13 protein-coding genes, 2 tRNA genes and 3 rRNA genes are annotated in these 22,601 nt (G+C 41.1%); 9 read left to right on the plus strand and 9 right to left on the minus strand.

All coding sequences use genetic code 11. The features are described from left to right. Positions 1-55 precede the first annotated feature (55 nt). Complete coding sequence (locus PGN18_RS15655; protein WP_335320519.1) at positions 56-1,564, minus strand: outer membrane beta-barrel protein; 1,509 nt, start codon at positions 1,562-1,564, stop codon at positions 56-58. Further along, positions 1,561-2,136: an RNA polymerase sigma factor gene (locus PGN18_RS15660; protein WP_335320520.1), complete on the minus strand. Its 576-nt coding sequence runs from the start codon at positions 2,134-2,136 to the stop codon at positions 1,561-1,563. The genes PGN18_RS15655 and PGN18_RS15660 overlap by 4 nt, the downstream gene beginning before the upstream one ends. A gap of 162 nt (positions 2,137-2,298) precedes the next feature. Between PGN18_RS15660 and PGN18_RS15665 the strand changes: the two genes are divergently transcribed. The 9 genes from PGN18_RS15665 (at position 2,299) to PGN18_RS15705 (ending at position 15,236) form a co-directional block, all read left to right on the plus strand. Then, entirely contained in the window at positions 2,299-3,201 is a 903-nt protein-coding gene (locus PGN18_RS15665) for a class I SAM-dependent methyltransferase (protein WP_335320521.1), read from the plus strand. A 649-nt stretch (positions 3,202-3,850) separates the two neighbouring features. After that, entirely contained in the window at positions 3,851-5,671 is a 1,821-nt protein-coding gene (locus tag PGN18_RS15670) for an SPOR domain-containing protein (protein ID WP_335320522.1), read from the plus strand. Continuing rightward, positions 5,671-6,375 (plus strand): MotA/TolQ/ExbB proton channel family protein, encoded by a 705-nt coding sequence (locus PGN18_RS15675; RefSeq protein ID WP_090504722.1) that lies wholly within the window; start codon positions 5,671-5,673, stop codon positions 6,373-6,375. Before PGN18_RS15670 ends, PGN18_RS15675 begins: the two co-directional genes overlap by 1 nt. Beyond that, positions 6,375-6,776 (plus strand): ExbD/TolR family protein, encoded by a 402-nt coding sequence (locus PGN18_RS15680; protein WP_025144642.1) that lies wholly within the window; start codon positions 6,375-6,377, stop codon positions 6,774-6,776. The genes PGN18_RS15675 and PGN18_RS15680 overlap by 1 nt, the downstream gene beginning before the upstream one ends. After that, a complete protein-coding gene (locus tag PGN18_RS15685; protein WP_335320529.1) occupies positions 6,776-7,615 on the plus strand; it encodes an energy transducer TonB in 840 nt (279 codons plus the stop codon). The genes PGN18_RS15680 and PGN18_RS15685 overlap by 1 nt, the downstream gene beginning before the upstream one ends. Positions 7,616-8,010: 395 nt before the next feature. Next, complete coding sequence (locus PGN18_RS15690; RefSeq protein WP_335320530.1) at positions 8,011-9,213, plus strand: bifunctional folylpolyglutamate synthase/dihydrofolate synthase; 1,203 nt, start codon at positions 8,011-8,013, stop codon at positions 9,211-9,213. Between the two features lie 155 nt (positions 9,214-9,368). Further along, positions 9,369-11,027, plus strand: coding sequence for an alkaline phosphatase PafA (gene pafA, locus PGN18_RS15695; RefSeq protein WP_335320531.1), 1,659 nt, complete (start codon positions 9,369-9,371; stop codon positions 11,025-11,027). 319 nt (positions 11,028-11,346) lie between these two features. Further along, positions 11,347-11,733, plus strand: a complete 387-nt coding sequence (locus PGN18_RS15700; protein ID WP_335320532.1) for a VOC family protein — start codon at positions 11,347-11,349, stop codon at positions 11,731-11,733. 107 nt (positions 11,734-11,840) lie between these two features. Next, positions 11,841-15,236, plus strand: a complete 3,396-nt coding sequence (locus PGN18_RS15705) for a methylmalonyl-CoA mutase family protein (RefSeq protein ID WP_335320533.1) — start codon at positions 11,841-11,843, stop codon at positions 15,234-15,236. 62 nt (positions 15,237-15,298) lie between these two features. Here PGN18_RS15705 and PGN18_RS15710 read toward each other — a convergent pair whose 3' ends face one another. The 7 genes from PGN18_RS15710 to PGN18_RS15740 form a co-directional block, all read right to left on the minus strand. Next, positions 15,299-16,279, minus strand: a complete 981-nt coding sequence (locus PGN18_RS15710) for an acyl-ACP desaturase (protein ID WP_335320534.1) — start codon at positions 16,277-16,279, stop codon at positions 15,299-15,301. Positions 16,280-16,709: 430 nt separating this feature from the next. Next, a complete protein-coding gene (locus tag PGN18_RS15715; protein ID WP_335320536.1) occupies positions 16,710-16,871 on the minus strand; it encodes a hypothetical protein in 162 nt (53 codons plus the stop codon). Positions 16,872-16,919: 48 nt separating this feature from the next. After that, positions 16,920-17,031, minus strand: a 5S ribosomal RNA gene (rrf, locus tag PGN18_RS15720). A 139-nt stretch (positions 17,032-17,170) separates the two neighbouring features. Next, a 23S ribosomal RNA gene (locus PGN18_RS15725) occupies positions 17,171-20,046 on the minus strand. A 469-nt stretch (positions 20,047-20,515) separates the two neighbouring features. Further along, positions 20,516-20,592, minus strand: a tRNA-Ala gene (locus PGN18_RS15730). 81 nt (positions 20,593-20,673) lie between these two features. After that, positions 20,674-20,748 (minus strand) — tRNA-Ile (locus PGN18_RS15735). Between the two features lie 254 nt (positions 20,749-21,002). Next, positions 21,003-22,524, minus strand: a 16S ribosomal RNA gene (locus tag PGN18_RS15740). Together the 16S, 23S and 5S rRNA genes with 2 tRNA genes alongside form the textbook arrangement of a ribosomal RNA operon. Positions 22,525-22,601 lie beyond the last annotated feature (77 nt).

Genomic DNA, 22,601 nt, shown 5'->3' on the forward strand with positions numbered 1-22,601 from the left:
AAATCAATTCTGCGCCACTATAATTTAAGTACAAGCAGTAACTGTAAAATTGCTTCTACTTAAAGCGATATCCTATTCCTATCCTAAAAAAGTGATTGCTCTGTTTAAAGGAACCTAAACTATTATTTAATTTATATGGAGTTAACCATTGGTAGCTGCCATTCACATCAAACGATTTGAAGTGGATACTGATGCCCCCTGTAATTCCCATATTTATCCTGTTGTTTAACGTATTTGTATTGACCAAAATGGAGTCAATTTGCTTACTATGGTATAACGTATCACGCGGATTGGCTATCGGATTTAATTTAGTACTTATTGTAGATTGCTTGGCTACAAAACTAATTATTGGGCCAGCTTTAAGATCGATATGTTTGGATACCTTACAGGCAGCAGTTAATGGGATATCTATTGCAGTCAATTTTCGCGTTGCCGCAATCTTGAAAGGCGGAACCGAATCTGGCCTATAATAACTCGGATGTGAAAATTCTCCCGCAATTTTCTGATTGCTATTGGCATTTAAACCAGCTGCAAGTTGCCAGTTTTTATTGAGTGTATAGGAACCAAATACACCTATATAGAAACTACTATTGCCTTTTTGTACATTCATCCCCGATGTTAAACCATAACTATAGGTTGGTTTGGTAGCATCTTGCCGTTTAGTTTTATTTGTTTTAATTTTAGGCAGTCTGATCTTTCTTTCCCGTTGGTTCTTACCAATAGTAATGTAGTCATTTTTTTTATCATGCAGCCTTTTCTTGTTATCTTTATTCCCTAATGAATTTTGAAAATCATTGGTTTTAAATATCGGTATTGCTATATTCTCATTTTTTAGGGAAAAATCATTATAAGATGTCACCCCTTGTTGATACCCCTTTGGCAACGATAATGATATTCTGCCTTTACTAAATAAGCTATCCTCCTTTAGATCAATAATGCTAATGCCCTCCACTTTCGAATTAGATTTGAAGGTTGCTTCACTTGAGTTTTCAATTGTTTCAACTCGATTAGGTTCGTTTTCAATAACATATTTGTTGGTAAAAGGAGTAACTGCATTCGATTTTAAGGTTGTTGAAGCAACGTTCTCCATGCGCAGAGTGGATTTTACCAGCTCTGCAGCAGCATCATGGTCAACAGTTTTATTTTGCTCCACCACTAAATTAAATGAGTCCTTTGCGTCATTAAGGCCATCTATATTTATTGTTGTATGATTTATTTCATTATAATTCAGCACCTTATTGCTGTCTAAAAGCACCGAATCCGAAAAGATAGATTTCACCTTCTTTTCCAGTTCGTTCTGCTTATTTTTCGTTTTTTTAAGTGTGAAGTAACCCACCGTTGAAGCTGCAGCCGCTACTGAGAAAGTATATCCTATTAATTTAATTACTTTTAATAGTTTGGTGCCTGTTGATAAATGAGGTCCTTGGCTACCGCCCGTACCAATCGGCATTTGCTCATTAAGCAGTTTCTGCATATCCGCCCATGAGCCATCAGCGGCATTCTTGACAGGCAAATCATCAAATTTATTGCGCCAAAGTTTATGATACCATGCTGAATTTTTCATCTCTTTTTCGTTTTTTCAGTTGGTTTATCAATAGCTGAGGACGCTAACATTTCCCTCAACTGTTTCTTCGCTTCAGAGAGATGCCATCTTGAGGTACTCTCGGTAATATTCAAATGTTCGCCGATTTCCTTATGCGAATAGCCATCTATAACCGAAAGGTTAAAAACCAACTGTGTAGCGGTTGGTAACAGGCGTATCAATTTTAGGAGATCCTCAACAAAAAGCTTATCTAGTACTGATGGTTGAATAAAGATATCTTCTATTTCATCCGGACTGGCCGTTTCATTAAACTTGGCTTCTCGTCTGCTAATATCAATACATGATCTAACCATTACCGTCCTGATCCAGGTTCCAAATTCTCCTTTTTTTGCATCGAAGGTTTGAATGTGCTGAAAAATCTTTAAAAAGCCAGTATTCAGTGCATCATGTGCCAGATCATCAGATTTTAAATAACGCAAACATATACGCAGCATATCTGCATAGTAAAGTTTGTAGAGACCCTCCTGTGCTTGCCGCTCGTTAGCTCTGCAGCCTTTGATCAGTTTAGTATCTTGCTTAGAAAAAAGGTTCATCCATTTGGGTCGGTAAGCGGTTTTTCTTCATCGTGTTGTAAGAAGATTACGCAATGAATATGAAAAACGCTGGGTTAAAATTAATTTATTTTTTTTAAGCTATTTTATTTTCGACCAAGCGTTTATAATAATGCTTTCGTATAAGCTTATAAACCCTATTATATGCGCTACACCGATAGCTACAATCGACATAATGAATGGTATAATACACATTTTCCATCTGAAAATGCTAAAACAGACTTTTACGAACAAGCCATAGCCGCAGGTGAAAATAATATCGCTTATTGGCTTCAGAAACTATTTTTTTCTTGTCTAGACCCACTTCTTGAGAAAAAGCACCAACGTTGGCTTACCATAGGTGATGCTTATGGATTTGATGCACAGTACATCCTCAATACAGGCAATAGGGTATTGGCCACCGATCTCAATACAGACTTTCTAAATATTGCCCTGAAAAAACGGATTATTGATGCTTGTGCCGCGGAGAATGCAGAAAAACTTACGCAAGAAGACAATAGTTTTGATTTTGTACTATGTAAAGAATCCTTTCACCATTTTCCAAGGCCTTACGCTGCCATGTACGAAATGATCAGGGTAGCGAAACAGGGTGTGATTGTTATAGAACCACAAGATCCGGTAATAAAGATGCCACTGTTATTGCTGTTAAGCAATCTTTTGGCCCGGAATGTACATTTTTTCGATAAATTATGGAATAACCGCTTTTCATTCGAGCCCGTCGGAAATTTTGTGTATAAAGTTTCTGAAAGAGAATTTGAAAAGTTGGCAGCTGGTTTAGGCCTACCTCTAATCGGTTTTAAAAAGATTAACCCAAACTACTGGTTTAAAGGAGCAGATCTCATTTCAACAGAAAGGTACAGTAAAAAATTTCTTTTTATTAAACTAAAGAAGTTTCTCCTCGATGTTCTTGTTAGGATAAAAGCCATACCCTCGCAGGTTTTAGCTACTATTATTTTTAAACAGTTACCGGATGAGTGTACAAAAAAACTCCTTAAGAAAAACGGATACCATCTGGTTTACATCCCAGAAAACCCTTATTTAAATTAAGCCTATACTTTCAACCATTCCTAAAAAGCATGAGAACCAAAACAACAATAATAACCCTTTATTCTTGCTCCTTTTTTGCTTTAGTGAGCTTTTTAATGATGACTTACTTTTTTTATCCCGACATAAACTGGCGCGATTTTCTTTCTGCCGCTAGCATATTTTTACCCATTGCAGTTGGACTGCTTATTGCGGCAATTCTTTTATTTCTGGGTATATATCTGGCTATTAAGGCAATTAATTATAGAAAAGAAAAAAAACACGTAAGATACTTGTAATCAAGAATGCTGATTTAAATGATCAGATATCTTTATGTTGCGTAATTTTAACGGGATAATTTTTACCGCTACCAACATTTGAGCAGGATGGCCTTCGGTTCTCCTGCTTTTTTATTATCATTACATTACAACATTGAGTAACTACCCGATTATATTAGTCAAGCCATTTGCTTACTAGCATACCATTTCTATCTTTGTAACCGTTATCTTTGCACGGATACAGCTATACTTTTTAAAGAACGTGATTTCATGGTTAAAATAACAAAACTGTACCCGTTTTTATCCCCTTTTGATATAAGATGTATAATAGCACCCATAGACACTATTTGAAGGTAGAATATAATTTTTAATTTTAAACGCTTAATTTTACCCGAATGGATATCTTATCATACCTGTTGGCACTCTTGCAGCAACGCAAAGAAGTTGGTATTACCGGCTTGGGCACCTTTTATAAGAAAAAATACCCTGGAAGATACGATAAGGAAAAGCAAACGTTTTTACCTCCAGGATATACGCTCCAGTTTTCTGAAGAAGTAACCGAACAGGAAGCTTTGGCTAACTTTATTTCTGCTAAAACTGATATTACGAATAAAGATGCTCTCAATCGTATTTCGCAGTTTGTTGAAGAAGTAAATCAAAAACTGGAATTGGACCATGAGGCCGAACTTCAAAATATGGGCCGCTTATTTTTTACAGAACAAGGATTAGCTTTCGAACCGGTTAAAGACATGAATTATGGTTCCGAATTTTATGGGCTTCCATCATTGACAGAAGCTGTAATCGAGGAAACAAAAACTGAATTATCGAATAACGCAGAAGAGGAAGAGATTTACGATGAAATTGCGGAGGCCCCAACTGCACCATCTCTTTTTGAAAATAAGTCATACCAGGCGCCTATCATTGAAAACGTAGAATTGGATGAAGTTAAGGATGATCTCAAAAAAACCTTAAAACATACAGGAACAGATGCATCAGCAGTTACTGAAGCACCAGAGTTTATCAAAGAACAGCATGAAGCGCATCCAAACCGTTTTGGTCATACACCAGAATCGGAAGTAGAACATGTTACTTCGGAGCAACACACCATTGACCCCGAACCTGCTGGAAAACAGGAAGTAAATTCAACTCAGGAAGTAGAGGTACCTGAATCGGTTATCATACAGCATGAAGAACACCCAAACCGTTTCGGCCACACTCCGGAATCGGAGGTAGCAAATATTGAGGCTGAGCATCAGGCTGTTGAAGCCGGTTACATCGATAAAAATGAGCATGTAGAAAATACAGCGACAGATAATCCGGTTGAGGATGTTAATCTGATTGGAGTTCCACAATCGATATTGGAGCAGCACGAAGAAAACCCTGATCGTTTTGGTCATACGCCAGAAACAGAAGATGCCAAAAAACCTTTGGAAACAGCAATTCCTGAATCGGTTATACCAAGACAAGAATATTCGAGCCGTTTTTCATTACGTTCAGAAGCTGATGAACCAAAAACATATATCAATTTAGAAGACGAAGTTAAAAAAGAAGAGCCTATAATTGAGGCACCAGCTTTTATAAAAGAACAACATGCCGAGCATCCAAACCGTTTTGGACATGACCCGATTGATCATAGCGATGAACCTAGACAAGGCATGTCTACCTGGTTAATGATTGCCATAGCCATTGTAGCTTTGCTTGTTGTTGCCGCAATAACCTTCTTAGTTAAACCCGAGTTATTTACTGGAGCAGCAACAGTTACAGAGAAACCTGCACAAATAATCATCGATTCTCCTAAAGTTCCTGTTGATACGTTAAAAGCAAAACAGGATTCAATAGCCAAAACCGATAGCATTTTAAAAGCAAACCAGGTTCAGCAAAAAACAGATACGGTAACAAAGGAGACAGTCAAACCTGCGGTTAAACCAGCTACCGAAACACCTCAAGAAAATAAAGTTGTACCAAACACTGGTCCTTCTACGTTTTATGTTATTGCAGCATCCTTCCAATCAGAGAAAAAGGCGCTTGTTTTTATTAAGCAAATGGAAAAAATTGGTTTAAAGGCTGAAATCGCATCAGTACCAGGCCGTTTAAAAAAAGTGAGTATAGCTAGCTTTAGCACGGAAAAAGAGGCTAAAGAACAAAAAGATATTTTAGAGAAAAAACTTAAAGGTAAAGGGTATTTCGTACAACAAAAACACAACACACAACCATAATGATAACTTTATTAATTCAGGACACCACACAAGCATTACAAGACACAGCAAATGCAATCAACCAAGCTGTAACACAACCACAACCAGAATTACATTTTATCGATCTGCTTTTTAAAGGCGGCTGGGTAATGATTCCATTGGCTTTTCTGGCATTTTTAGCTTTGATAATTTTTGTTGAACGTTATTTAACCATCAAAAAAGCAACTAAAGATGAGGCTAACCTCATGGCACAAACCAGGTCTTATATCCAATCTGGGAATTTAGATGGCGCCATGTCACTTTTAAGAAATAACAACTCCCCTCTTTCGCGCATGTTGCAAAAAGGTTTAAAACGCATTGGCCGCCCAATTAAAGATATTGAAGGGGCGATTGAAAATGTCGGTAAATTAGAGGTTTCTAAATTAGAAAAGAATATCAGTATATTAGGTATTGTGGCAGGTATTGCACCAATGCTTGGTTTCGTAGGTACAATTGTAGGGGTAATTACCATTTTCCACCAGGTATCAATTAAAGGCGCTATCGAAATCGGAACAATTTCTGGCGGTTTATATACCAAAATGATTACTTCTGCAACCGGACTAATTATCGGTATTATCGCTTATGTACTGTATCACATTTTAAATATCATGGTCGAAAAAATCATTCTTAAAATGGAAACCGATGCAATTGATTTTATTGATTTACTAGAAGAACCAGGCAAATAATGAATTTACGCAAAAGAACAAAAGGATCGGTAGAAGTACACACTTCAGCGTTGAATGATATTATGTTCTTCCTGATGCTGTTTTTCTTATTGGCCTCTGCGGTAGTTAATCCTACAGTAGTAAAATTATTGTTGCCACAATCATCAAGCGGACAGCAATCTACCGCCAAAAAAGCAGTTACCGTTACCATAGACGAAAATTTAAAATATTTCGTTGAAAAGAAACCAGTTAGCATTGAGGAACTTGAGCCTACATTGGCCTCTTACCAAAAGTTGGCACCAGATATGACCATACTTTTATATGTATCACGTAACGTGACTTATCAGGATGGATTTGTAGTGAACGATATTGCCAATAAACTGAAATTGAAACTTGTTGTAGCCGTTGAACCTAAAAAATAATGAACTACAAAGCACAAAACGTACCTCAGGAGGAAAACAATTATCCAAAAGCCATTGCTATAGCCAGCGGTATTATGGGATTTTTGTTATTGATCAGCTTTTTTATTGTGATTGGCTCATTCCAACCACCTGAAGAAGTGGGTATGGGCGGCATGGTGGTTAATTATGGAACTTCTGCAGAAGGTATGGGCGATGATTATACCAGTATCGAAGAACCATCTGCGGATCCGAATGCGAATGGCAAACCGCCAGAAAAAGTAACGCCTGAAGAAAAGGTTACCCCAACTACCGCTACTGAAAGTAGTGATAAAGAAGTGCAGACACAAAATACCGAAGAGGCCATTGCGGTAAATACCAAACCCGCAAAACCAACTACGTCTGCACCAACTCCTGTTACAGAAGATAAACCGGCAAAGCCAGTAATTAACCAAAATGCACTTTACAAAGGCAAAAAAAATACTGGTCAGGGACAAGGAGATGGTACCGGAAACACGCCAGGAAACCAGGGCGATAAAGATGGCGATCCTTTAGCATCTAATTATGGTGAAGGTGGTTCTGGAAACGGCAACGTACAGTTATCATTAGCCAGCAGAAAATTTATTGATATCCCCAGGATCCAGGATGACGGACAGAGCGCAGGAAAAATTGCTGTTCAGATCCGTGTAGATAAAAATGGCAAAGTTGTTCAGGCCCGTGCCGGAGCTAAAGGCACAACCCTATCTGATTTGGCCCTTTGGAGAAAATGTGAACAAGCCGTATTAGGCGCAAGTTTAAATAAATTAGAATCTGCTCCAGATGTACAAACCGGAATTGTGATGTTTAATTTTAAAGTGAAATAAAAAGATATTAAATCGTCAAAGTCTTTACCCTAAAAGATTTTTAATAGTACAATGGTCTGTGTCTCACAGACCATTTTTATTACCGGCACCTGCATTTATTTCATGGGCTTTATCGTATGAAAGATGTTGACCATTTAATGGTGCTGTCAGGTATTACTATCTGACTGGAAATTTGTTCAAAGCTTGATAGGATTTCTCGACGATTAATGATGCATTAGTATCATCTAATTATAAGTCAGATGAAACATCTGACCTCACTTCTGATCTGTGGCATGTGTCTTCACAGAATGCCACTTACACTTTCTAAAGTTCTCCCTCACCCATCGCAATTTCAAAGTTGGAAGTGAATCCCATTTGAACTTAAAATGCCAATCGCTTATATTTGAAGCATAATTATGAACTACCAACAAACGCTTGATTTTTTATACAGTAAACTCCCGATGTTTACCCGCGTTGGCGCGTCTGCTTTCAAAAAAGATTTAACCAATACCATCATCCTTTGCGAAGCTTTGGATAATCCTCAAAATAAATTTAAAAGCATCCATGTAGCCGGTACAAATGGAAAAGGATCAACTTCGCACATGCTGGCCTCCGTACTACAGGCTCAGGGATATAAAACAGGATTATACACATCACCCCATTTAAAAGATTTCCGCGAGCGCATTCGCATCAACGGAAAAATGATCAGCAAAACAGAAGTAGTATCATTCGTAAAAGAACAGCAAAAACTCATCGAAAAAACCGAGCCTTCCTTTTTTGAAGTGACCGTTGCGCTTGCATTCGATCATTTTGCAAAACATCAGGTAGATATAGCGATAATTGAAGTAGGTTTGGGCGGAAGGTTGGATTCTACTAACATCATTACACCAAAAATTTCAGTTATCACCAATATCAGCCTCGACCATATGAATATGCTTGGCAATACCCTGGCAGAAATTGCAGGTGAAAAAGCGGGCATTATCAAAAAGAATATCCCGGTGGTTATTGGTGAAACGCAGGAAGAATCGGCACCGGTTTTTATTAAAAAGGCCAAAACTGAAGATGCACCTATTGTGTTTGCTGATCAAACGTTAACCGCAAAGGATTTTAAAGTCAAAAACAATAAACTTTCATTATCTGTTTATCAGGAGGAAAAAATCAAATTCAAAGATCTTCAAAGTGATCTTACCGGAATTTATCAGCATAAAAATATATTAACCGTTCTTCAAACATTGACTGTGCTGAACGATGAAACCGAAATTAAAACTGATCAGGAAAGTGTTTATAAAGGCATCAGTCAGGTTAAAAAGCAAACCGGTTTACAGGGACGTTGGCAAACTTTAAGCAAAGATCCATTAGTAATTTGCGATACCGGGCATAACGAAGCCGGAATCACCGAAGTGATTAAAAATATTTCACAAACGCCATATCAGCATTTACATATTGTTTTCGGGATGGTTAATGATAAAGATATTTCGAAAGTGTTGTCGCTAATGCCCAAAAATGCCACTTATTATTTTTGTAAACCCGCTTTAGAACGCGGTTTAGCAGCTGACAGCCTAAAAGAAACAGGCTGCCAAATTTGGTCTAACAGGAAAGAGTTATACATCAGTTTATGAAGCAAAAGCAACTGCTATCCAATCAGCCGGCCCCAAAGATTTGGTTTTTATTGGAGGAAGCACATTTGTAGTGGCCGAAGCGATATAAAATCTTTACATTAACTTCAAAGTAGCTTTATCTAAATTCATTACTTTAGCCCTTTAACTAAAGCATAATGAATAAAATATCCCGTTTAATCTTTACTTTCTCTATTTTTTCAATCTCACTATCCTCTGCTCAAACCAAAAAAACAACCATAACCTCTGCCAAAGCGTTTCCTGCAGAAGTTGCACGTCCAAAATTGGTGGTAGGCCTGGTGGTCGACCAAATGCGTTGGGATTATTTATACCGCTATTATAACCGCTACACTAATGGGGGTTTTAAGAGGTTGATCAACGAAGGTTTTTCTGTTGAAAATACCTATATTCCCTATACACCAACTTATACTGCATGTGGCCACACTTGCATTTACACCGGTTCAGTTCCGGCTGTTCATGGTATTATTGGTAATGATTGGTACGATCCTGAAACCAAAAAGAATGTTTATTGCACGGAAGATTCTTCAGCGTCTACTGTTGGCAGTACACCTTCATCAGAAGGCAATATGTCGCCCAAAAATATGCTCACCACAACCATTACTGATGAGTTAAGGTTGGCTACAAACTTTAAAGGTAAAGTAATCGGCATTTCATTAAAAGATAGAGGTTCAATCCTTCCTGCTGGTCACGCGGCAAATGCGGCATATTGGTATCAGGGCAGTACCGGAAACTGGATTACCAGTACCTTTTATATGAAAGAGGTACCCACCTGGATTGCTGATTATAATAAACTGAAACTAGCAAATAAATTTTATGCAAAAAACTGGGAAACTTTATACCCAATTAATACCTATGTAAACAGTTCAAAAGATGAGAACGCTTATGAAGGCAAATCAAGTACCTTTCCACACCAGTTAACGCAAAACATTGATAAAAATTTCGACGCCATCAGAAGTACACCCTATGGCAATACCATCACTTTAGACCTTGCTAAACTCGCTATTCTGTCCGAAGACTTGGGGCAGGACAACATTACAGACTTTTTAGCGGTAAGCTGTTCTTCAACCGATTATATTGGCCATGCCTATGGACCTAACTCTATAGAAGCAGAAGATACTTATTTACGCCTGGACAAAGATTTCGAAGAGTTTTTTAACTACCTGGATAAAAAGGTTGGTAAAGGAAATTACACTGTATTTTTAACCGCCGACCACGGCGCTGCCCATGTACCGGGCTTTATGCAAGAGAATAAACTTCCGTCTGGTGTAGTAAGCGACAGAGATATTGCAAGTAAATTAAATTCATACCTAAACGATAAATTTAAGGTGAACAATGTGGTTTTAAAATCAATGAATAATCAGATCATCTTCGATCATGACAAAACTAACAAAGCAGATATAAGCTTCGATGTGATCAAATCTGCATCTGTTGAATTCCTAAAGAGATTAGACGGTTTCCAGAATGCGGTAGACATTGCTAAAATATCGCAGGCAACCCTGCAAGAAATCCAAAAGAAAATGATTACCAATGGATACAATGCCCGTAGAAGTGGCGATATTTATTATGTTTTACAACCCAATTGGTTTAATGGCGGCAGCACCGGGACCACACATGGTAACTGGAACCCTTACGACTCCCACATTCCGTTGGTTTTTATGGGATGGGGAATCAAGCCAGGAGCTTCCAATAAAACACATTATATGACTGACATTGCACCGACATTGGCCGCACTGCTCCATATTCAAATGCCAAACGGCACAGTTGGAGAACCGATCACCGAAATCACCAATAAATAATTTTTAAAAACTATGCCCAACAGCATAGTTTTTTTTTACCGAATTTATTACACTAGAGTCCTCACCCTGACCTGTAGCGCAGCGGAAAGCATGCAGTAAATTCATTTCAAAGTCTATTTTGCGGGAAAGATATTGACCACGAAGTAGCTACAAGGCAATTAAAAACACTAATTTCTACTTATAAAATAAATTCAGCATGATGATCGCTTTGGGCAAGAAGCAAAATTGATGATTGTAAATAATTATCAATCGAACTAAAGCTTAGCTGTTCTCAAATGTCTTATATGGTAAAAATAAATATATTTTTTATCTTAACGTCATGTCTACATACACCGCTACCAAACTTACCCCAATGCTTGAATCACATGATATGCGAGCAACCTTAACCTTTTATACCGAAATATTAAACTTTACCTGCGATTCAAAATTAAATGACCTTAGCTGGTTTAGCCTTCGCAAAGATGCTATAGAAATCATGTTTTCAACGCCCAACGAACATCGTAACATTTCTAAACCAATAATGAGCGGCTCACTTTATATCAAAACAGATGAGGTCTCAGCACTCTGGGAAAATTTAAAAGATGCATGCGAAATCTGTTACCCGCTTGAAGATTTCGAATATGGTATGAGGGAGTTTGCCATTTACGATAACAACGGCTATTTATTGCAATTCGGGCAAAATTTGCAACTGAACCAAAAGCCATAACGGTATAGGGTATTCGCTATTTAAGCTGCTTAATTTATTACATTTGTGATCCAAATATTTGGAAACAAGGAACGGTAACCTGCCATACCGTCCTAAAATCCCATAGTATGCAACAAGTAGAAATTTATAAGCCTAAACATAAAATCCGTTTTGTAACTGCTGCTTCCCTTTTCGACGGACATGATGCCACCATTAACATCATGCGCCGTATCCTGCAATCTTCTGGAGCAGAGGTCATTCATCTTGGCCACAACCGGTCAGTTGAAGAAGTGGTAAATTGTGCCATTCAGGAGGATGTTCAGGGCATTGCAATGACATCTTATCAGGGTGGCCATATCGAATATTTTAAATATATGTACAACCTCCTGCAGGAAAGAGGATCAGGCCATATCAAAATATTTGCAGGTGGTGGCGGTGTAATTTTACCTTCAGAAATTGAAGAACTACAGGCTTATGGAATTGCTAAAATCTACTCGCCTGATGATGGCCGTAAAATGGGCTTGCAGGGTATGATTAACGACATGCTCATCCAAACCGATTTTGTAACTAGAATCAATATCACTAATGAGCTCGAAACCATTCCTACAAAAGAGATTAAAGCCATCGCCGGAGCAATTACTATTGCAGAAAATGATCCTGAAGCTGCCCAGAAATTTGTTGACGAATTAAAGCGTTTATCTGAAAATAACTCCGCTCCTGTTATCGGTATTACCGGAACTGGTGGTGCAGGAAAATCATCCTTGGTAGATGAATTGATCCGGCGTTTTTTAGTTGAGGTAAAAGATAAAACACTGGCTATTATTTCTGTCGATCCTTCAAAAAGAAAAACAGGAGGTGCCCTACTTGGCGACCGAATCCGCATGAACGCCATCAACAATCCCAGGGTTTACATGCGCTCACTCGCTACCCGGCAGGCCAATCTGGCTTTATCTAAAAACGTACAGGAAAGTATTGATATCTGTAAAGCCGCAGGTTATGATTTAATTATTGTAGAAACTTCGGGCATTGGTCAATCAGATACAGAAATTACCGAACATTGCGATGTATCATTGTATGTAATGACACCTGAATTTGGTGCAGCTACACAACTTGAAAAAATCGATATGTTGGATTTTGCTGATCTGGTAGCCATTAATAAATTTGATAAAAGAGGTGCTTTAGATGCTTTGCGTGATGTACGCAAACAATATAAGCGCAACCATAATCTTTTCGAAGCCAAAGACGATGAAATTCCCGTTTACGGAACTATGGCTTCGCAGTTTAACGATCCAGGCATGAATAACTTATTTGTGGCTTTAATGGAACAGATCAGGTTAAAAACCGGAGCTGATTTCAATGCCAAAATGGAGTTAACATCCGATCAATCCGAAAAGATTTATATCATTCCTCCCGATCGCATCCGCTATTTGGCAGAAATTGCCGAAGCAAGCCAAACCTATAATGAGTGGGTAGACAAACAGGCCACCATCGCCCGTAAAATGTATCAGCTTAAAGGTGTGATCGATTTATTAAGCGAGAATACTTCCCCACTTACGGAGGGGGGGACGCAAGACGGGGTGTCAAAAAGCCTAAACGCAACCTATAAGTTCTTCGAAGAACGACTAGATGGCGAATGCAAAAGATTATTACGTCAATGGCCGGAAACCAAAAAAGCATACAAAGAGGAGTTTTTCATTTATAAAGTCCGCGATAAGGAAATTAAGCAGCCTTTATTTTACGAATCACTCTCAAAACTGAATATCCCGAAGGTTTCCTTACCAAGATATGAAGATTGGGGCGATATTTTAAGATGGTTGTTAACAGAAAACCTTCCAGGCGAATTTCCATATGCGGCAGGCGTTTTTCCTTTAAAAAGAGATGGAGAAGATCCTACCCGGATGTTTGCCGGAGAAGGTGGCCCTGAGCGAACAAATAAACGTTTTCACTATGTGTCATTAGGTCAACCAGCACATCGCTTATCTACCGCTTTTGATTCTGTTACCCTTTACGGGGAAGATCCGCATATTCGCCCCGATATTTACGGCAAAATTGGAAATTCTGGAGTCAGCATCGCTACTTTAGATGATGCCAAAAAATTGTACTCCGGTTTTGATCTCTGTGCGCCATCCACATCAGTATCCATGACCATTAACGGACCCGCCCCCATGTTATTGGGTTTCTTCATGAATGCAGCAATTGATCAGCAGTGCGAAAAATACATTATTGAAAATGGTTTAACAGAAGAAGTAGAGGCTAAAATTGTTTCAATCTATAAGGCCAAAAATATAGAAAGACCATCATACAATGGTGAGCTTCCAGAAGGAAACAATGGCCTAGGTTTGATGCTTTTAGGCGTAACCGGCGATCAGGTTTTACCTGCTGATGTTTATATCAATATAAAAGCCAAAGCCATTAGTTCCGTACGCGGAACGGTCCAGGCCGACATTTTAAAAGAAGACCAGGCGCAGAATACCTGTATCTTTTCTACTGAATTTGCCTTAAGAATGATGGGCGATATCCAGAAATACTTTATTGATGAAAAAGTGAGAAACTTTTATTCTGTATCTATTTCCGGCTACCACATTGCAGAAGCAGGTGCTAATCCAATTTCTCAGCTCGCTTTTACTTTAAGCAATGGATTTACTTTTGTTGAATATTATTTAAGCAGAGGTATGCATATTGATGACTTTGCTCCTAACCTATCTTTCTTTTTCTCCAATGGTATCGATCCGGAATATGCGGTAATCGGCCGCGTGGCCAGAAGGATCTGGGCAAAAGCCATCAAAAATAAATACAAAGGAAACGACCGTTCACAAAAGCTTAAATACCATATTCAAACTTCAGGCCGTTCATTACATGCCCAGGAAATCGATTTTAACGATATCCGAACCACTTTACAGGCTTTATATGCCATATACGATAACTGCAATTCGCTACACACCAATGCCTACGATGAAGCCATTACTACCCCTACAGAGGAATCGGTAAGGAGAGCCATGGCCATCCAATTGATTATTAACAGGGAATTGGGTTTGGCCAAAAATGAAAACCCGCTACAAGGTGCTTTTATTATCGAAGAACTGACTGATCTGGTAGAAGAAGCTGTTCTCGCTGAATTTAAACGCATCAACGATCGTGGTGGTGTTTTAGGGGCAATGGAAACCATGTATCAACGCGGAAAAATCCAGGAAGAAAGTTTGTATTATGAAACCTTAAAACATACAGGAGAATACCCGATTGTTGGTGTAAATACCTTTTTAAATAAAAATGGTTCCCCTACTATTGTTCCGGGAGAGGTAATTCGTGCTACAGAAGATGAAAAACAATATCAGATTGCTGCATTGCAAAAATTCCAGCATCGTAATGAAGACCTTGCAACAGATCTGCTAAAACAACTTCAAAAATCTGCAATTGCAGGCGAAAATATTTTTGAACAACTTATGGAGGTATGCAAAATCTGCTCTCTAGGCCAGATTAGTCATGCCCTTTACGAAGTGGGCGGTCAATATAGAAGAAATATGTAGTGTAAACAAGTCAAAAAAAAGCCCTCGATGCGAATCGAGGGACTTCATATATTTTCAATTGCCTATCCAGCAATCCAGCTAAATTTATAATCTATAGTAGGATTTTTCATACGTTCGGCGACGCGTAACAAACGCGAAGGTAATGCCATAATATAATCACGCGCCTTTTCACCCGCCTCATTTAAATCACGCATACCTTCAATTTTCCAATCCTCAATTAACTGCTGCATAATTTCAACGTAGTCAATTGCAGTATAAACACCTAAACGTTGGGCGGCATCAGTAAAATGGCCAAATGTTTGACCGATTTTTAAACCCACCTCACGTAAAAAATGTGCCGGCATTACAATTTTTTTCCGCATCATATCTTCAAAAGCCAACATCGCTTCGTTAGGATCAACCTCAAAAATACGATTCATAAAATCTTTGTAAGCTTTCGCATGTCTAGCCTCATCAGAAGCAATTACTCCGCACATTCTTGATAATAAAGTATCGCCATCTTTTTTAGCTAAAGAAGCTACCCTTCTGTGCGAAATATTTGTGGCCATCTCCTGGAAAGAAGTATAAATGAAGTTACGATAAGGATCATGACCTGTACCGATATCGAAACCGTCGGCAATCAGATATTGAGTAGAAATCTCCATCTGGCGCATATCCACACGACCAGAAAGGTATAAATATTTATTTAACAAATCACCATGACGGTTCTCTTCAGCAGTCCAGTGTCTGTTCCACTTCATCCAGCCACCATCTTCTTTCATACTTGGCCCCTGTACCATTGATAACCAGGATTCGTAAGTAGGCAGAGCCTCTTCAGTAATCGTATCGCCAATCAATACCGCTACAAGGTCATAAGAAAGGTCCTTTGCATTATCTCTTAGTATTCTAATATCTTGATAAAATGTTTCACTCGTAGAATCAGGAAGAAAATCAGACGGTTGCCAGTTTGTATCAATTGGTTTAAGATAGGTATCCATCATCTCCAGCATATACTGTTCGATATGCACCATCACTTCCCTTCTTTTATCTGCAAAAAAACTCATTACTTATACTTATATTTTTGTTAAAAACAAAGATAACCAAATATTGTGGCAAACCTTGTGATATTAAACATATTTAGCATTATTCAGTTTTAAATTTAACCACAATTAAAATCTTTTAGAGAGATAATTTTATTTCTTGTATATAAGATGTTTAATAGAAAAATATAAGTCGTTGCATTACATAATTTATTTTCGTAGCGCAGTTTCCTGTGCGTTTAGGCTGGGTCCCGTCCTGCTGTACGCTTTATCCTTTTGGGGAACCCTGTACCATAAATAATTTTTCCTTACCAAAAGGGATGCCGCTCCCATCAGGGCTATTATGCAAGGATGGAAAATGGAAATTATGTAAGATGGATAATGGAATGGCTTCTGCGATAATCAGCGCTTTCTGTGGGAACAAACCCTTAAGACCATAATGATGGAAACCTTCCTATGCTCCTGGCTCTCTGCCCCTAGCTGATGTAAGATGGAAAATGGGTGATGGAATGGCTTCTGCGCAGTTTAGCATTTCTGCGGGAAAAGCATTTAAGCTGCCTTGAGTCCTTAAGGTTTGGAAACCGCTCCATGCCCCATGCCCTATGCTCTCTGCCATAAAACAAGAAAGCCCTTCAACATTTCTGCTGAAGGGCTTCTCTTTAAGATCTGGCACCGACCTACTCTCCCACGTGTTACCGCAGTACCATCGGCTCTGGTGGGCTTAACTTCTCTGTTCGGAATGGGAAGAGGTGGACACCACCGATATAGGCACCTGAATGTTTTTATTTAAGGTTGAGGGAGGGAGGGTTTTAGGATGGAGGTTTTACCTTCAGCCTTTACACCTTCGGCCTTCCAGCCTCAAATGACATATTATTGAAAGAAGTTATTATGAAGAACAAACAACGAATGTTGTTGCTTTGAAAGCTTCGGATGATTAGTACTACTCGACTGTGCTGTCACCAGCTTTACATCTGTAGCCTATCAACGTAGTAGTCTGCTACGGTCCTATATGGAATTCTCATCTCGTGGCTAGTTTCGCACTTAGATGCTTTCAGCGCTTATCTATTCCCAGCGTAGCTACTCTGCAATGCCCCTGGCGGAACAACAGATTCACTAGAGGCTGGTCCAACCCGGTCCTCTCGTACTAAGGTCAGCCCCACTCAAAATTCCTACGCCCACAACAGATAGGGACCGAACTGTCTCGCGACGTTCTGAACCCAGCTCGCGTGCCACTTTAATCGGCGAACAGCCGAACCCTTGGGACCTTCTCCAGCCCCAGGATGTGACGAGCCGACATCGAGGTGCCAAACCTCCCCGTCGATATGAGCTCTTGGGGGAGATCAGCCTGTTATCCCCAGCGTACCTTTTATCCTTTGAGCGATGGCCCTTCCATGCAGAACCACCGGATCACTATATCCGTCTTTCGACCCTGATCGACCTGTATGTCTCACAGTCAAGCAAGCTTATGCTATTGCACTCCGCGTACGGTTACCAAGCGTACTGAGCTTACCTTTGAAAGCCTCCGTTACCTTTTTGGAGGCGACCACCCCAGTCAAACTACCCATCAAACAATGTCTCCCAAATTTTGGGATTAGACACCGAATACAGAAAGGGTGGTATTTCAACGTTGGCTCCACGATGCCTGGCGACACCGCTTCAAAGCCTCCCACCTATCCTACACATCCTGTACCCAATGTCAATGTTAAATTGTAGTGAAGGTGCATGGGGTCTTTCCGTCCCGTTGCGGGTACCCGGCGTCTTCACCGGGACCACAATTTCACCGAGCTCATGGCTGAGACAGCGCCCAGATCGTTACACCATTCGTGCAGGTCGGAACTTACCCGACAAGGAATTTCGCTACCTTAGGACCGTTATAGTTACGGCCGCCGTTTACTGGGGCTTCGATTCAATGCTTCTCTTGCGATGACATCCCCTCTTAACCTTCCAGCACCGGGCAGGTGTCAGGCCTTATACCTCATCTTTCGATTTTGCAAAGCCATGTGTTTTTGTTAAACAGTCGCCTGGGCCTTTTCACTGCGGCTGACATTGCTGACAGCGCCCCTTCTCCCGAAGTTACAGGGCCATTTTGCCGAGTTCCTTAGCCATGATTCACTCGAGCACCTTAGAATCCTCTTCCCGGATACCTGTGTCGGTTTGCGGTACGGGTTTTTATAACCTGGAGCTTAGCGGTTTTTCTTGGAAGTCTGATTACCTGCACTATCCAATCGCCCGAAGGTCCTTGGTACTATCAGCTCTCAGCATCGATCACGGATTTGCCTATGTTCGATATACCTACAGCCTTCAACGATCTATTCCGTCAGATCGCGGCAGTGTCACTACTCCGTCCCCACATCGCAGTTATAAAAAGTACGGTAATATTAAACCGTTGTCCATCGAATTTCCCCTTCGGGTTCTCCTTAGGTCCCGACTGACCCTGATCCGATTAGCGTTGATCAGGAAACCTTATCCTTTCGGTGGGCGGGTTTCTCGCCCGCCTTATCGTTACTTATGCCTACATTTGCTTTTCTATACCCTCCAGCACCCATTACCAGATACCTTCACCGCATATAGAATGCTCCCCTACCGATATATTTCAATCCCATAGCTTCGGTGTACAGTTTAATGCCCGTTTATTATCCATGCCCGATCGCTCGACTAGTGAGCTGTTACGCACTCTTTAAATGAATGGCTGCTTCCAAGCCAACATCCTAGCTGTCTGTGCAATCGGACCTCGTTAGTTCAACTTAACCGTAACTTGGGGACCTTAGCTGATGGTCTGGGTTCTTTCCCTCTCGGCGCGTGACCTTAGCACCCCGCGCCTCACTGCCGGCCATATTACATAGCATTCGGAGTTTGTCTGGATTTGGTAGGATTTGACTCCCCCGCACCCAATCAGTAGCTCTACCTCTATGTAACTCGATGCCGACGCTGTTCCTAAAAACATTTCGGGGAGTACGAGCTATTTCCCAGTTTGATTAGCCTTTCACCCCTACCCACAGATCATCCGGAAACTTTTCAACGTTTATCGGTTCGGTCCTCCAGTACGTGTTACCGCACCTTCAACCTGTCCATGGGTAGATCACAAGGTTTCGCGTCTACCTCCTCTGACTATACGCCCTGTTCAGACTCGCTTTCGCTTCGGATCCGTGCCTGAAGCACTTAACCTTGCCAGAGAAGAGTAACTCGTAGGCTCATTATGCAAAAGGCACGCCGTCACTGGACCTGCCAGCTCCGACCGCTTGTAAGTACACGGTTTCAGGTTCTATTTCACTCCCCTGTTCGGGGTTCTTTTCACCTTTCCCTCACGGTACTGGTTCACTATCGGTCTCTCAGGAGTATTTAGCCTTACCGGATGGTGCCGGCTGGTTCCCACAAGGCGTCTCCGACCTCGCGGTACTCAGGATACTGCTAGGCTAGCATTCTATACGTGTACTGGGCTATCACCATGTACCGCCGGGCTTCCCATCCCGTTCCACTTCTGTCTGCTAATGCCACGTTGCAGTCCTACAACCCCCACTTTGCCGTAACAAGGTAGGTTTGGGCTCTTTCCCTTTCGCTCGCCACTACTTAGGAAATCATTGTTATTTTCTCTTCCTCTGCTTACTTAGATGTTTCAGTTCGGCAGGTTTGCTCATTATATGTGACATGTCTTCAACATGCCGGGTTGCCCCATTCGGAAATCTCCGGATCTAGTTCCTATTTGCAGATCCCCGGAGCTTATCGCAGCTTATCACGTCCTTCATCGCCTCTGAGAGCCAAGGCATCCCCCGTGTACTCTTTCTTACTTTCTTCTACTCATGCGCCTTTTGCGCCGCATGGTATGCTTTTTTGCTCTTGTTATGATGTCTCATTACTTATCGGTTTCTTACGATCCCTTTAAGTGAGCACAAACAAAACAGTCGCCTATTGTTGTTTGCTCTTCTTTTTTAACTTCTTCCAATATGTCAAAGAACTTTATTAAGCTTTCAGCTCAAAGTCTAAAGCTTAAAGCTTTCTTTTCAGATGCCTTAACCTTTCAGCTTTTCGCTTTCAGCTTATTAGTAAAAAACTGCGGTCTCGAACCGTTTCATCTTTCGTATACAGTACCTGGTATCAGGTAGCTAAAACTTTAGAAGTGCCCCGTGGCGTTTCTTCTTTTCTCAATCTTTATGTCAATGTACATTACCGATCCCGGCAATTGTTTTTTTCTGTTGTGGTGTTTTCAGTTCTAAGCCCTGGGTCTAACCCTAAACCTTCTACCTTACAGCCCTCAACCTTTAATGGTGGAGAATAACGGAGTCGAACCGTTGACCTCCTGCGTGCAAGGCAGGCGCTCTAGCCAGCTGAGCTAATCCCCCAGATTTTAGTTTTGAGTCTCTAGTCTGGAGTTTCGAGCTTTAACTCCCATCTCCCAACTCTTTCCTCCAAACTTAAACGTGTAGTCCCGTCCAGATTTGAACTGGAGACCCCTACATTATCAGTGTAGTGCTCTAACCAGGCTGAGCTACGGGACTGTTTGATTTTAAGGTAAGCTTTAGTATGCAGTATATAGTATCTTACCGCTACTGCTTCCCTTTTTGGCTTACCCTTCATGTCTCCGTTAAGCTATACCCTTATAGTATGCCCACCGTTGTCTTCTGGGTGTTTCTTTTTGTTTATCTTTTTTTGGTATAAAGTATCGGGTATCAGGACCTTAAGCCTTCTACCTCTTTGCCTTCTACCTTATCGAAATATCATGTTGCGTGGCGAGTAGGTGTGTCTACTCCAGAAAGGAGGTATTCCAGCCGCACCTTCCGGTACGGCTACCTTGTTACGACTTAGCCCCAGTTACCGGTTTTACCCTAGGACGCTCCTTGCGGTTACATACTTTAGGTACCCCCAGCTTCCATGGCTTGACGGGCGGTGTGTACAAGGCCCGGGAACGTATTCACCGCGTCATTGCTGATACGCGATTACTAGCGAATCCAACTTCATGGGGTCGAGTTGCAGACCCCAATCCGAACTGTGAACGGCTTTGTGAGATTCGCATCATATTGCTATGTAGCTGCCCTCTGTACCGTCCATTGTAGCACGTGTGTAGCCCCGGACGTAAGGGCCATGATGACTTGACGTCGTCCCCTCCTTCCTCTCTGTTTGCACAGGCAGTCTGTTTAGAGTCCCCACCATAACATGCTGGCAACTAAACATAGGGGTTGCGCTCGTTGCGGGACTTAACCCAACACCTCACGGCACGAGCTGACGACAGCCATGCAGCACCTAGTTTCGTGTCCTTGCGGACTGATCTATCTCTAGATCATTCACTAACTTTCAAGCCCGGGTAAGGTTCCTCGCGTATCATCGAATTAAACCACATGCTCCTCCGCTTGTGCGGGCCCCCGTCAATTCCTTTGAGTTTCACCCTTGCGGGCGTACTCCCCAGGTGGAACACTTAACGCTTTCGCTTAGCCGCTGACTGTGTATCGCCAACAGCGAGTGTTCATCGTTTAGGGCGTGGACTACCAGGGTATCTAATCCTGTTTGATCCCCACGCTTTCGTGCCTCAGCGTCAATAAGACCATAGTAAGCTGCCTTCGCAATCGGTGTTCTGAGACATATCTATGCATTTCACCGCTACTTGTCTCATTCCGCCTACCTCTAGTCCATTCAAGCCCGTCAGTATCAAGGGCACTGCGATAGTTGAGCTACCGTCTTTCACCCCTGACTTAACAGGCCGCCTACGCACCCTTTAAACCCAATAAATCCGGATAACGCTTGGATCCTCCGTATTACCGCGGCTGCTGGCACGGAGTTAGCCGATCCTTATTCTTCCGGTACATTCAGCTCATTACACGTAATGAGGTTTATTCCCGGATAAAAGCAGTTTACAACCCATAGGGCAGTCTTCCTGCACGCGGCATGGCTGGTTCAGAGTTCCCTCCATTGACCAATATTCCTTACTGCTGCCTCCCGTAGGAGTCTGGTCCGTGTCTCAGTACCAGTGTGGGGGGCCATCCTCTCAGATCCCCTAGTCATCGTCGCCTTGGTGGGCCGTTACCCCGCCAACTAGCTAATGACACGCATGCCCATCTTTATCCCATAAATGTTTGATCATTGGATAATGCCATCCTGTGATTTTATGCGGTATTAATCCGGATTTCTCCGGGCTATCCCCCTGATAAAGGTAGGTTGCATACGCGTTACGCACCCGTGCGCCACTTTCTCTTCCAGCAAGCTGGAAAATATCGTTCGACTTGCATGTATTAGGCCTGCCGCTAGCGTTCATCCTGAGCCAGGATCAAACTCTCCATTGTAAAATGTGTTGTTCAATGCTGACCAGTTTTAACTATTGTTAAAAATAGTCTTCTTTTGTTATGTTGTCTGTCAGACA

The organism is Pedobacter terrae (genome assembly GCF_036946585.1).
Classification (GTDB): Bacteria; Bacteroidota; Bacteroidia; order Sphingobacteriales; family Sphingobacteriaceae; genus Pedobacter; species Pedobacter terrae_C.